The organism is Massilia sp. LMS1-1-1.1 (assembly GCF_040815535.1).
Taxonomy (GTDB): Bacteria; Pseudomonadota; Gammaproteobacteria; order Burkholderiales; family Burkholderiaceae_D; genus Janthinobacterium; species Janthinobacterium aestuarii.
The window spans coordinates 427,473-439,929 of sequence record NZ_JBFPNG010000023.1; the positions used below are offsets into that span (position 1 = coordinate 427,473).

Sequence of the window (12,457 nt, forward strand, 5' to 3'; positions counted from 1 at the left end):
CGCATTTTGACTGATTGGGGTTTGCATGAGTAACGAAAAGCAGGTCGATTCAGGCCGTCGCGGCTTGCTCGTCGCCACGTGCGCGGCGGGCAGTGTAGTTGGATTGGCAACCGCGGGAGCCTTGGTAAGCACCTTCCAGCCGTCGGAGCGCGCGAAAGCGGCTGGCGCGCCGGTCGAAGTAGACATCACCACCTTGCAACCCGGCGAAATGCGCACCGTCGAATGGCGCGGCAAGCCGGTCTGGATCCTGAAGCGCACGCCGGAAATGATCGCGTCCCTGAAAAAGACCGACGGCAAAGTCGCCGATGCCAACTCCCAACGCAACCCCGACGAATTTACGCCACCGTATTGCATGAACGAGGCGCGTTCGATCAAGCCTGAAATTCTCGTCGCCGTCGGCATCTGCACCCACCTGGGCTGCTCCCCTTCCTCGAAATTTGCCCCCGGCCCGCAACCGTCGCTGCCCGATGACTGGGAAGGCGGCTTCCTGTGCCCTTGCCACGGCTCCACCTTCGACATGGCTGGTCGCGTGTTCAAGAACAAGCCGGCGCCGGACAACCTGCAAGTGCCGCGTCATATGTATCTGAGCGACACCAAATTGCTGATAGGTAAAGACGAGAAAGGCGAGGCTTGATCATGGCTGCTTTCAAAGAGACGAAATTCCCGGCAGACGCTCCCGTCGCCGAAAAAGCGCTGGGCTGGGTCGATGACCGCTTTCCCCTGACCAAGCTGTGGAACGACCAATGGGGCAAGTACTACGCCCCGAAAAACTTCAATTTCTGGTACATCTTCGGCTCGCTGGCCATGCTGGTGCTGGTCTTGCAGATCGTCACCGGCATCTTCCTGACCATGCACTACAAACCGGATGCGGCCCTGGCCTTCAATTCCGTCGAGTACATCATGCGCGAAGTACCGTGGGGCTGGCTGGTGCGCTACATGCACTCGACGGGCGCCTCGGCCTTCTTCATCATCGTCTACCTGCACATGACGCGCGGCCTGCTGTACGGCTCGTACCGCAAGCCACGTGAGCTGATCTGGCTGTTCGGTTTCGCCATCTTCCTGTGCCTGATGGCCGAAGCGTTCTTCGGCTACCTGCTGCCATGGGGCCAGATGTCGTACTGGGGCGCCCAGGTGATCGTCAACCTGTTTGGCGCCATCCCGCTGATCGGCCCTGACCTGTCGCTGTGGATCCGCGGCGACTACGTCGTCTCCGACGCGACCCTGAACCGCTTCTTCGCCTTCCACGTGATCGCCATCCCGCTGGTTCTGCTGGGCCTGGTTGCAGCGCACTTGATCGCCCTGCATGAAGTGGGTTCGAGCAATCCGGACGGCATCGAAGTGAAAGAAAACCTGGGCGCCGACGGCCACCCGGTCGATTCGATTCCTTCGCATCCTTACTACACCGTGCATGACCTGTTCGGCGTATCGATCTTCCTCGTCATTTTCAGCGCCGTCGTCTTCTTCGCGCCGGAAATGGGCGGTTACTTCCTGGAATACAACAACTTCCTGCCAGGCGACTCGCTGAAGACCCCGCTCCACATCGCGCCAACCTGGTACTTCACGCCGTTCTACTCGGTGCTGCGTGCCACCACGGCCGACTTCATGTACGTGCTGATGGGTGTCGTGGCCGCCTACGTGGTGTTCATCTGGCTCAAGTCGCGCCTGTCGACGACCGTCAAGTCCATCATCGCCGGCATCGCCATCGTCGCCATCATCGGCATGCTGCCGCAGGTGCTGGACGCGAAATTCTGGGGTGTGGTGTTCTTCGGCGGCTCCGTCGTGATCCTGGCGTTCCTGCCATGGTTAGACCATTCGCCGGTGAAATCGATCCGCTACCGTCCGACCTGGCACAAATACATCTATGCCATCTTCGGCCTGTCGTTCCTGATCCTCGGCTACCTCGGGACCCAGGCGCCAACGGATGCAAAAACCATCGTGTCGCAAGTGTGCACCCTGATTTACTTCAGCTTCTTCCTGCTGATGCCATGGTGGAGTGCCATGGGCAAGTTCAAGACCGTGCCGTCGCGTGTGACGTTCCACCCGCACTAAGCCGCTCTCACGCCACGCTCAAAGGACATACATCATATGAAGATTGCAAAAAAACTGCTCGCCATCCTGGCACTCGTGCCCGCCATGGCTCTCGCCAGCGAAGGCGGCTTTCCGCTGGACAAGGCGCCTGACCGCCAGACCAACATGGCAGCGCTGCAGCATGGCGCCAAATTGTTCGTCAATTATTGCTTGAATTGCCACTCTGCCGTGTCGATGCGCTACAACCGCCTGCGCGACCTGGGCTTGACCGAAGACCAGATCAAGCAGAACTTGTTGTTCACCAGCGATAAAGTGGGCGACCTGATGACGACAAGCCTGGCAGCGCAGGACGCCAAGGCATTCTTTGGCGTCGTACCGCCGGATTTGTCGGTAATTTCGCGCGCGAAATCATCTTCCGCTGGCACAGGCGGCGACTACCTGTATACTTACCTGCGTACGTTCTATAAAGACGACACTCGTCCGACCGGCTGGAACAACATGGTCGTGCCGAATGTTGCCATGCCGCATGTATTATGGGAATTGCAAGGTGTCCAGACTGCCAAGTTCGTGGAAGAGAATGATCCGCACGAAGCTGGCAAGAAGATCCACAAATTTACCGGCTTCGAGCAGGTCAAGCCAGGTACGTTGAACAAGATCGAGTATGACAATGCGGTAGCCGACCTGGTCGGCTACATGGAGTGGATGGCCGAACCGGCACAGCAGACACGCAAGCGCCTAGGCGTGTGGGTGCTGCTGTTCCTGTCGGTCTTTGCTCTGCTGGCATGGCGCCTTAACGCGTCGTTCTGGAAGGAAGTCAAATAAGTGAGGCGCCGGCCATAGGCCGGTTTATGCCTGTTTCTGCGTTGTCCGCATGAGTGGACAAGCGACCTGGGGTGAGCCGTTCGCGGCTTCACCCCCTTTGTTTCTAAGGAACTATAAAAAATGATGGTTCTCTATTCGGGTACAACCTGCCCATTTTCGCAACGCTGCCGTCTGGTTCTGTTTGAAAAAGGCATGGACTTCGAAGTGCGCGACGTCGACCTGTTCAACAAACCGGAAGACATTTCGACCATGAACCCGTATGGCCAAGTGCCTATCCTGGTCGAGCGCGAACTGATCCTGTATGAATCGAACATCATCAACGAGTACATCGATGAGCGCTTCCCGCATCCGCAACTGATGCCGGCCGATCCGCTGATGCGTGCCCGCGCGCGCCTGATGCTGTTCAATTTCGAAAAAGAACTGTTTGTGCACGTGCACGTGCTGGAAAGCGAACGCGCCAAGAGCAACGACAAGGCCCACGACAAGGCACGCGCGGAAATCCGCGACCGCCTGACGACCCTGGCGCCACTGTTCCTGAAAAACAAGTACATGCTGGGCGACGAATTCTCGATGCTCGACGTGGCTGTCGCGCCGCTGCTGTGGCGCCTGGACCACTACGGCATCGAATTGTCGAAGACGGCCGCACCGCTGATGAAATACGCCGAACGCATCTTCTCGCGTCCAGCGTATATCGAAGCACTGACCCCTTCCGAAAAGGTCATGCGCCGCTAAAGATAGGCCCGGCAGGCTACGCCTGCCGGGATATCTGCGTCTTTTGAATTACCGGTGCGCCCGCCTCAAGTTTGACGGCGGCGCTCCCGCCTCACAGTGCCTACCATGTCTGAAATCTCAACCAAACCTTATATGCTGCGCGCCATCTACGAGTGGTGCACCGACAGCGGCTACACGCCTTATCTCGCGGTCAAAGTCGATTCGCGCACCACGGTACCGATGGAATATGTGAAAAAGGGCGAAATCGTGCTCAACATCAGCTTCGGCGCCACCAGCGGCCTGAAGATGGACAACGACGCCATCCGCTTCCACGCCCGCTTTGGCGGCGTCTCGCGCGAAATCTACGTGCCAGTCGACAACGTGATGGCCATCTACGCCAACGAAAACGGCCAGGGCATGGCCTTCGAGCCAGTGCTGGGCAACGATGACCCCGATGCGCAACCGACGGACAGCCCGGCCTCCGCCGACGTCCCGCCGCCTGTGCTCGCCCCCACCGCCAGCGCCCCGACCCTGTCGTCCGTGCCAACCAGCTCTCCCGAACAACGCGACAACGCCACACCAGGCGACGACGAGCCACCAAAAAAAGGCGGCCGCCCGACCCTGACACGCATTAAATAGCGTATAATTCGCAACGCGCAGTTTTTGCCGACTTAGCTCATTTGGTAGAGCAGTTGATTTGTAATCATCAGGTGGCCAGTTCGAAACCGGCAGTCGGCACCAATAAATTCAAGCACTTAGCCCAATCCTCAGGATTGGGCTTTTTGCTTTCTGGATGCCATGTAACCCCTGTGTAACCCGGCTTGAACAATCAAGCCGGATGGGCCAGCGGCCTGTCACACCATGCACAGACGATCGAAGAGCCAAAACGGCTCTTATCGAATACATCGCATGCACAGGTGCGACGCCCTTCTCTCAAGCACCAAGAACGCGCCGGATAGCCTCTACCGGCCAGGCCAGCCGGCCGTTCACCCGAACCGGTCGCAGAGGACCATTTTCGGCGGACGCCCATACCCGCAATGTCTGCGGTTTTCTCCCAAGGTGGTAAGCAGCACATGCGGTGTCGACATGTGTCCGCCGTTCCAAGTCAAGCGGCATAAAGCCAAGCCAAGATTGAGAACCTACCATCAGGTGTTCTACTGCTCGCGGTTGTTGCTGATCCATTCATCGCCTCGAAATTTGAGCGCCGAACAACAGGCCAACCTCAATGGTCAGCGCCACATTGTCCGGCACATGTCCGACAATGCCGGGGCACTGCCCCAGCCCAAGAATACTGTTCTGTATCGACGCCGCCCATGACGCGCAGTCAATACACGCAAGCGCCTTTCGACGCTTGCCCCCACCCGGCTTCAAGAGCCGAGCACAACTCTCATGCAGTTTCCCGCGTTGCTCTACCGGTAAAAACGACAAGTCACTGGTGGCGCAACGCTGGTTTTTCATATTCAGAGATGGGGACGGCAGACATCGTCCCAGCCATTTGGCCTGGCTAATGTGTCAGGCAGCTACAAGACTGGCCTGAACCTGTGAGGAACCTTGTCATGAGGAGAACAGGCTCTGTTGATTAACTGTAGCAAGCCAGCTCTACGCAAAATTGAAGCCGTTGCGGGATCGTTTTCTTTTCGCGTAACTGCTGCAGCATCTGACGTACTCGTCGTGATGTAACCCCCAAAATCTGCGCAAGATCAGAGGTAGACTTGCCGCTTATAAAGCGTGCGACCGATAGCAACTTGGCTACGGTAGTCTCATCCGACAGGAACGTTCCTTCTTCGCTATCGTCGTCGGTTGATACAGTGATATTCTCAATCAACGCGCGTGTACGTTCGCCAATGATGTCGTCACTGTCGAGCGAGATTGCGAACGTGTGAGCGCCAAGTTGTCGTCGCATTCGCTTTTCCCAATGCCCGAAAATAAACTGGCATAGCGTACCCCTCGTTGGGTCGAACTCCTTACCTTTTTCCAGGATGATGAGACTGAATTCTTGGCGACCATCTTCCCAAGGCAATCCATATTTTGCCGACTTGGCTTTGATCTGATCCAAGTGTTCTTGCGCAAACGCAACGGCAAGATGGGCTATTTGGTTTGGGGTAAAAAACATGCTTTCCTTCTCTAGTAATACAGGCTTAACTAAGATTTGACGGAAGCTCTGTGCGACTAGAAGAGGGACTCCCCCTTCAACCCGGCCGTACTCGGGCAAACCTTTGCACATGCACAAGCGGAACAAGCCGTGGAGCAGTACACGGCATGCTCTAGACAGAGGCAAGAAGTTTAGGAAAGGTACGGCGGTGAAGCGTCAGACGAAAAAACTGTCGACGCAGAGGAAGAAGTGACGCATGCCAAAACAGACGCGTGTGCTCCAAACGAAGATTTGAATAGGATTGTGAAGGGGTTTGGAAACTGAGGCAGTTAATGAATGCACAACTCATACAGAGTCGGAACCATTCCAGATGCCAGAAGACTATTGGGAGTGCAGCCTAAGCTGCAGAGAAGCAATGCCGCGTAGCGACAGTAGAAGAGTACCATTGGAAATTTCAATAAGTCAATACATATTAATTCATGGCAAATTTAATAGTAGGTGTCTAGCCATCATGTCTAACACTAAAAGTAATTTACTTTAAAGTAGTTCTTGTCACTTTTTTGATGGTCACTACTTCGGAGACAGCCGCAAAGACCCGCAACTGCAAATGCCTCCCGAACTATCTGTCTGAATTCAAGCGACGCCTAGGAGGCTGCGCGGCAGAAGAAATGAAAATCGCGGCTCGATTTTTCGACCTCTCAGAACGCTCTAGAATCGATTTTCTCGACCTTGGGAAGGGATACAGCAACCCTGGAAATATCGGAAAATGAGGCGAAATCGTTCGGCCGCGCAGACTCCTAGCTAGGGAGGCCTACACTGCCCCTAAAACCTAGTTGCGTCATGTGCATGTCAACATCGCCGACCATCCCGTCAACCGTAGCGACGACTTCCTGCCCTTGAACTGCGACGCGCAGCTTCGTTCGGCTCGACAACACGCCGCTTCCCAACGGTGTGAGGCCATCATCTGGCAAGTCAACGCCTAACTCAAGCCGGCGCTCACTTTACGCTTACGTCAGGTAAGTCCGCTTCGCCCAAATGGGACCTTCGGGTCTTCATAGGCCACTTCGTGGACCGCAATCGATCACATCGCGACAAATGGAAGCTCTACGCGTTTCAATGTCGTTCTTTGCTGGGGGTTCCCAGTCTCCTCGGATAGCTGTATCAGCTGTAAGCGGGGAATAGTCTTGTGTTTGATGCCAAAGCGAACTACAACAGAATCAATGTTACTGATGGACCACTTTGCTGTAGGGTGTGTAATAATATCCAGACGGTATTTTTTTTCCGATATATTATGGTAACCGGCTATGACCTCGGTGTTAAAGTGTACTGAGAACCTCATATAGCAGATTTCCTTAGTAGCGATAATATTTACGCAGGCAGCCAGCAAGTGGGCAACAAATCTATTTAATAAATACGATTTTCCGAAATAATCTTCCTTTACACAGAGAATTACCTCACCTTCACCTTTACGGAGAGACTTCTGAACCTGTTGCAATACTGCGGCGCTGTTAGAAAGATTCTTAGCAGCGCTCTTGCAGGCGTTATCGATCATTTTGTAGCCGCCGGTGCTACGCGACCATGAAACGTATTGGCGCAATTGGCGGTCAGCATCGAGCAGCGCTGGCATTTCATGTTCCAAAGCTGCCCGTACTGCGGGAGAGGCCTCCAATTGATCAATCAACGACAGTGGATGGTCGTGTATGGTCAATGCCCGCAGGGCGTCTTGAATAGCACCATCACCACCGCCTAGCACAACTATCCGCTGGTTTGTCTTATCGCTTTCTTTCAGATCATCATTTTCCCAGAAAGAGCTTGAAGCTTGTTTTGGCCCGTTGGGGATGTCGAGGTTTTCCTTACCCATCCCGGCGGCCAAAATAATGTAATTAGGCGTAAAATATGTTGGGCGTTTTACTGCAGCGGTACCATGTGGTGTCCAACAGATACCTGATGCGCCAAAGGGCTTAACGTTAAATTTTGAGATTGATTCCTGTGCGTTTATCGGTTCGCCATTTTGCCTCTGCTGCGATCGTTTCTTCTCCGTGTTCACGAATTTCTTCACAAATTTCTGCACAGAGGATGTTGAGACCTGAGTAAACAAATGGATCTCAGAAGCAGCCTTAGTAGACCACCATTTTTCCAAATTACGATTTAACAGCCTAGCGAACTCATCTGCAGTGACTGGTTTGGAGGCTTCCCATGTGAGTGCGGCTCGCCCATGCTCGGCCCAAGGTGTTGAGTAATGGGAGGGATAAGATTGATATGCGTAAAAAGAGCTAGGCCATTCATACATGTATGGACCCACAAATCTAGACGTAATACCATCAAACATCGCAAATGGCCTCTTGCGATTTTCAACTGCGCATACTTTAAATCCCAACTCACTGGCCCTTAACGCAGCAGTCATGCCCGCTACCCCCATTCCGACAACCAAAATCGAGTTTGCTTCCTTATCCGCAGCCCGAAGATCTTCCACCAGATGCTGGGCACGAACCATTTGATCGCGAATGCTGACATTAATTTGCCCACTCGATAAATCGAAGACATTCGATGTAATCTTATGTGCGAGTAAGCTAAGGGTGTCGATTTCCTCAAAAATTGGTGGAACGGGTACGGGGGAGGTTTGAGAGGAAGGTGGTGATTTTTTTCTACTTTCCATTACTCAGCTCCTAAGTCTTCAAATAATCCGTCAATGATTGCATTCAATTCGGTGGTTGGCAGTGAAAACAGATTGGGATGACTTAACACCTCGCGTACCCCCCCACCATTGCCGTCATTGTCATTGCCCCCAAGACCACCTCCGCCTCCCCCAGGGCCACCTCCGTTGTCGCCTGGGCCGTTATCGCCTGGGCTATCATTCCCATCATGATTGTTGCCATTATGTTTTTGAAATTCTTCTTCTGTGCTAAGCCTCCACTGGGCAAGCGGAGACACAGATTTGTCTTGTTTTTCCACGGATTGAATCAAGCCCCAGTCGCTCAAGTGCTGAAAATATTCAGTCAAATTTCCAATTTCTTCAGGGGGAAAGAAATCTAAATCATAAGCATCAACAAATCTCCAATAAGGAAATTCGAGGCGGCGGTTGCTGAGTGCTAAAAGCAATATTCCTATTATTTCAGGGTTAAACTTGGCAGGCATATCGATAGATAGATGTTAAAGTAGAATAGAGCAACATTAGCACGTTGCAAAAGAAGAAAATACACCAATTATCACATCGGGCAGACAGCGCCTCAAAGCAGTCGGGCGCTATTCCGTTTTGTATGGAAATTGCTGGAAGCTGCGATATCGTATAGCGCGAATTTCACGTGATGCGACCGGAATCATGGAACTAGTCGGCAGGTGCGCCAGTTTGGACATACGCAGGTAGCCAATTGCGATGAGGTTTTTCATCGTCCGAAATCCCCTCGTTGCCGTCTTTGCCTACGGCAGTATGCCGTTCATGGCCTCGACGTAAGCATTGCCGCCGCCGTCGAGCATGCCGCGCACCACGCCTGGCAAGCGATCTGTGATCGTTTGCGCAAGGCGCTTGAACGGCTCCAGGCGGCAACACCTAGCCCAAGAAATCCAGCTCCCTTAAGCCGTTTCAACCTGTGCCGGGTCTTTGCAAAGGACTGCGTCCGCGTAGGCACTGCGCAATGCTTGCTTAAGACGCCAGGCGCGGGCGCTTTGCAAATTGGGGAGCGTCTTCGCAACGACGTCTAGACTGCCTGAACAGCGTCATTCATGATCGAATTTTGGCACAGCACTTGTGCCCACAGATTTCGATTATGGACACAAATTTTCAACCCACCATTTCCACGAATACACGCGGCCACTATCGTCAGCATCCGATCCGGGGTAAGTCGCCTGACGAACGAAGGCAGATTCGGCAAGGCCGCTCGCGTCCGCTGCTCGATGACCTTGAGCGCTGGCTGCGCACCACGCTCGATACGCTGTCGCGCAAGTCCGACACGGCGGCGACGATCCTGTACGCGCCAAACTCTAGCCGGCGCTGCTGCACTACTGTGACGACGGTGCCATCGAGATGGACAACTCGGCGGCGGAACGCACTTTGCGCGACGTGGCCATACGCCATCGAACAAGGAGTTTCCGACCCGCCAGATGGGCTATTCCGTGCGCCGGATACTCAAGTCGCCGGGCATGCCAGGGTTGCTCCCGGTGCGGATAGAGTCTGCCGTGTCGATGCGGCGCCGCAGGCAATCAGCCTGCGTAACGAGCGCGGGTGGACGTTGAGCCTGCCGGATGATGTAGCCGGTTAGTTGGCTGGCCGAAAACTGATGCGTGCACTGTGATGGAACTGTCGGCCGATGCGATCTGGCTGACAGCAGCGGCGGTAGACACGCGCACGGTTATCGATGGCTTGTCGCTGCACGTGCAGCAAGTGCTGGGCGCCTGCTTTGCGACGGCACAGCCTATCTATTTGCCAACTGTCGCCGCACTCGCCTCAAGCTGGTGTGCTGAGACGGTATGTGGATGGGATTGCGCCGCCTGCACCGTGCCCAGTTCGTCTGGCCGCAGGCGGACGATGCATGTTGGCAGATGAGCGCAGGACAATAGCGCTGGCTGGTGCCGGTGTGAATTGGCTGCGTCTGTCGGCGCCGGCGCCGACCCACTGGCGCTTGTGACAACGTAACTGTTTCCATTACCCTAAATTTACCCCAAAAATGCTTGTCGACGCAGGCCTGTTGATTACATCTTTAAAATTTTGGGCAAATTTGGTGGAAACACAGTTGGTGATCCCCCCGGCAAAATTTCCGGAGTCTACTCTGATAGTTTTGACTGATACCGCGGGATATGGAGCAAGCACCCGAAGGATCATCAGGCTTGATAAAAATTCTGAAGTGCCAAACGGAATCGAATGAGGCGATGTGCATTCGCCGTGGCTTCGCGGTCCAGCGCACCAAGACCTTTTTCATTCGCAAGAACCAACTTCATCATAACGCCATCAAAGTGCAGCAGCTGCGACGGTGACAGACGCTTGAACATATTGAAAAGCAGGTTCTGCAGATATGCATGACGCCAGCGATAATCGTCTGCATATTGCCGCGTGCCTTCAGCTTTCAACTGGTAACCTTTATTGCCATAAAAAAGCTGACCGTACATTGCTTTTAATAATTCGATTGCCTCCGGCCCCACAAGCTCCATTCGACGCCCCCCCAAGTTACGAGCGGGTATCACCGGCTTGGTTCGGCAAGGGGAAAACTCATCTGGCAACTTTATCTTTTTGAAGTGGCAGGCAGCAACCGCCAGCGCAAACAGGAAAACACTATATACGGTTGCGTGCTGTCCGCCTGCATAATGACCGCGCGTATCTAAATACTGCTGCCGGATATGGCGGGCTTGAGCGATCACCACTTCAAGGTCTTGTCCCGTCAGACTGCACGGATATTTTTCGTCCGTTGCCACTAAGCCGTCCGGACCGAACCAAGCATCGAAAAGCTTGCGTATACCGTCCTCATCGTAGTCGTAGTCATCGAAGTGTGGGGCTTCAAAAATACCGTTTCGGTTTAATGCCTGAAGCAATGCTTGGTTGGCCTCGGCCCCTATGGCACTAAGGCCGTCGAACCTGGCTCGCTCCAGCAATACCCGGTTCGCCGCCATGTTGCACATGACACGGAGAATCAGATGGCCTCGCTGTTGGGCATCCGCCCCCTCCGGAAGCGGCTCACCCACGACGTACTCGCCCATGTCGTATGGCGCCCAGGAAAAAAGACTAGTGATGGTCCAGGACGCAAGTTGAAGATGAACGCGTTCTGCGGCATCCTTGGCCAAGTTTCTGATGGTTTTGGATGGCGTGGCCTCGGTATCGGGTGAACGGTGGCGCGTGCGATATTCATGCTCAAACAAGTAATACTCGCGGTTGAACATGTCCTCAACCGCATGTGTGAGCTGCCAAAGAGTGATGTCCTTCAAATGCGGGTAACGCGCCACGCCGCCGGCATCGATCAGGTCTTCAGCGTCCCACGACAACAAGGGCGCATATTTTTCATAAACATTTACGCGAAGTAGTTCGCTCAGCGCCGTATGCAAGGCCTTGCGATTATTAAATTGCTGCTGCGCCTTGGTGTCGCTGAACTCGCGATGCGAGAGGTACTTCAGCGACGTATAAGGATTTTCGCTCACCAGAAAAGGACCGGATTCAGCCGCAAGCGGCTTCCAGTACTGGAGAGGTAGCAAAGTCATCGTGTTCTGACGCCATTCACGCGCGTGCTCACCATGTTCCTGCACTGTTTCTGCGAAGGCAACGTAGAGGTCCAAGGCGTCTTTGGGGTAGTCGTTTATTAACACTTCAGCATCGTGCATCTCTAGCGTCAGGATGTCAGCCAGCGTTTGCGTCAGATTGATACGCTGACTTTCTTCCAAGTCTGCTAAGTTCTCAATCGAGGATGCCTTGCTGCGAAGAGAGTTGGCCATATTCGACATGATCAAGCGATTCCTTTCATCAACGTTACAGGGAGACTGGCGGACTCTTTGTCCTCCAGCGCGCTCCGCGCCTGTCGATGCAAACGCTGGCCATCAACGATTTGGCGCACAGCGCGAACTTGGGCACGTGCGATATCCAGTGCCTGCAACTCGTCTAGGCTACAGTCTGACGCGAGGATTTGCTTGGCCAACACGCTGGTATGCGCAATGGCACCATGTTTGTTTATTGAGCGAACCGCGTGGTAGTGCTCTAACGCAGCGTCCATCGAACTGGCATAGGGATTGCCAAATTGGGGTTGGGGTCGTGACATTGACGTTCCTTTAAAGATTGCTGTCTAGCACTATCGCTTCAGCACCATCAGTATTTCGTAGAAAGACAAAAAC

The 12,457-nt window shown here is 54.1% G+C and carries 11 protein-coding genes and 1 tRNA gene; 7 read left to right on the forward strand and 5 right to left on the reverse strand.

Annotation, left to right across the window (positions count from 1 at the left end; translation table 11 throughout):
- Positions 1-25: 25 nt before the first annotated feature.
- The 6 genes from petA (at position 26) to MRBLMS1_RS16980 (ending at position 4,302) form a co-directional block, all read left to right on the forward strand.
- Entirely contained in the window at positions 26-634 is a 609-nt protein-coding gene (gene petA / locus MRBLMS1_RS16955; protein ID WP_072455827.1) for a ubiquinol-cytochrome c reductase iron-sulfur subunit, read from the forward strand.
- Positions 635-636: 2 nt separating this feature from the next.
- The gene (locus tag MRBLMS1_RS16960) at positions 637-2,049 is read left to right on the forward strand and encodes a cytochrome b (RefSeq protein ID WP_230518127.1); all 1,413 of its coding nucleotides are present in this window, start codon (positions 637-639) and stop codon (positions 2,047-2,049) included.
- 36 nt (positions 2,050-2,085) lie between these two features.
- A complete protein-coding gene (locus MRBLMS1_RS16965; protein ID WP_034753006.1) occupies positions 2,086-2,850 on the forward strand; it encodes a cytochrome c1 in 765 nt (254 codons plus the stop codon).
- Between the two features lie 120 nt (positions 2,851-2,970).
- Entirely contained in the window at positions 2,971-3,582 is a 612-nt protein-coding gene (locus tag MRBLMS1_RS16970; protein WP_010394154.1) for a glutathione S-transferase N-terminal domain-containing protein, read from the forward strand.
- Between the two features lie 105 nt (positions 3,583-3,687).
- The gene (locus MRBLMS1_RS16975; RefSeq protein ID WP_046681987.1) at positions 3,688-4,200 is read left to right on the forward strand and encodes a ClpXP protease specificity-enhancing factor; all 513 of its coding nucleotides are present in this window, start codon (positions 3,688-3,690) and stop codon (positions 4,198-4,200) included.
- Between the two features lie 26 nt (positions 4,201-4,226).
- Positions 4,227-4,302: transfer RNA gene (locus MRBLMS1_RS16980), tRNA-Thr, on the forward strand.
- A gap of 838 nt (positions 4,303-5,140) precedes the next feature.
- Here the strand turns inward: MRBLMS1_RS16980 and MRBLMS1_RS16985 are convergent.
- The 4 genes from MRBLMS1_RS16985 to MRBLMS1_RS17000 form a co-directional block, all read right to left on the reverse strand.
- Positions 5,141-5,674, reverse strand: coding sequence for a hypothetical protein (locus MRBLMS1_RS16985; RefSeq protein ID WP_485880557.1), 534 nt, complete (start codon positions 5,672-5,674; stop codon positions 5,141-5,143).
- A gap of 1,060 nt (positions 5,675-6,734) precedes the next feature.
- Positions 6,735-8,309: an FAD-dependent oxidoreductase gene (locus MRBLMS1_RS16990; protein ID WP_485880558.1), complete on the reverse strand. Its 1,575-nt coding sequence runs from the start codon at positions 8,307-8,309 to the stop codon at positions 6,735-6,737.
- Positions 8,309-8,788 carry a hypothetical protein gene (locus tag MRBLMS1_RS16995; RefSeq protein WP_485880560.1) on the reverse strand — a complete coding sequence of 160 codons (480 nt, stop codon included), beginning with the start codon at positions 8,786-8,788 and terminating at the stop codon, positions 8,309-8,311. Before MRBLMS1_RS16995 ends, MRBLMS1_RS16990 begins: the two co-directional genes overlap by 1 nt.
- A 282-nt stretch (positions 8,789-9,070) precedes the next feature.
- The gene (locus MRBLMS1_RS17000; protein ID WP_485881028.1) at positions 9,071-9,214 is read right to left on the reverse strand and encodes a hypothetical protein; all 144 of its coding nucleotides are present in this window, start codon (positions 9,212-9,214) and stop codon (positions 9,071-9,073) included.
- A gap of 203 nt (positions 9,215-9,417) precedes the next feature.
- Between MRBLMS1_RS17000 and MRBLMS1_RS17005 the strand changes: the two genes are divergently transcribed.
- Positions 9,418-9,909 carry an IS66 family transposase gene (locus tag MRBLMS1_RS17005; protein ID WP_485880562.1) on the forward strand — a complete coding sequence of 164 codons (492 nt, stop codon included), beginning with the start codon at positions 9,418-9,420 and terminating at the stop codon, positions 9,907-9,909.
- A 559-nt stretch (positions 9,910-10,468) separates the two neighbouring features.
- Here the strand turns inward: MRBLMS1_RS17005 and MRBLMS1_RS17010 are convergent.
- On the reverse strand, positions 10,469-12,073 hold the full coding sequence (locus tag MRBLMS1_RS17010) for a hypothetical protein (protein ID WP_485880564.1): 1,605 nt from the start codon (positions 12,071-12,073) through the stop codon (positions 10,469-10,471).
- Between the last annotated feature and the right edge of the window lie 384 nt (positions 12,074-12,457).

Coding starts and splice junctions, on each gene's coding strand:
- MRBLMS1_RS17005 (WP_485880562.1), top strand. CDS start 9,418: ATGGACACAAATTTTCAACCCACCATTTCCACGAATACACGCGGCCAC.
- MRBLMS1_RS17010 (WP_485880564.1), bottom strand. CDS start 12,073: ATGTCGAATATGGCCAACTCTCTTCGCAGCAAGGCATCCTCGATTGAG.
- MRBLMS1_RS16960 (WP_230518127.1), top strand. CDS start 637: ATGGCTGCTTTCAAAGAGACGAAATTCCCGGCAGACGCTCCCGTCGCC.
- MRBLMS1_RS16990 (WP_485880558.1), bottom strand. CDS start 8,309: ATGGAAAGTAGAAAAAAATCACCACCTTCCTCTCAAACCTCCCCCGTA.
- MRBLMS1_RS16985 (WP_485880557.1), bottom strand. CDS start 5,674: ATGTTTTTTACCCCAAACCAAATAGCCCATCTTGCCGTTGCGTTTGCG.
- MRBLMS1_RS16975 (WP_046681987.1), top strand. CDS start 3,688: ATGTCTGAAATCTCAACCAAACCTTATATGCTGCGCGCCATCTACGAG.
- MRBLMS1_RS16965 (WP_034753006.1), top strand. CDS start 2,086: ATGAAGATTGCAAAAAAACTGCTCGCCATCCTGGCACTCGTGCCCGCC.
- MRBLMS1_RS16970 (WP_010394154.1), top strand. CDS start 2,971: ATGATGGTTCTCTATTCGGGTACAACCTGCCCATTTTCGCAACGCTGC.
- petA (WP_072455827.1), top strand. CDS start 26: ATGAGTAACGAAAAGCAGGTCGATTCAGGCCGTCGCGGCTTGCTCGTC.
- MRBLMS1_RS16995 (WP_485880560.1), bottom strand. CDS start 8,788: ATGCCTGCCAAGTTTAACCCTGAAATAATAGGAATATTGCTTTTAGCA.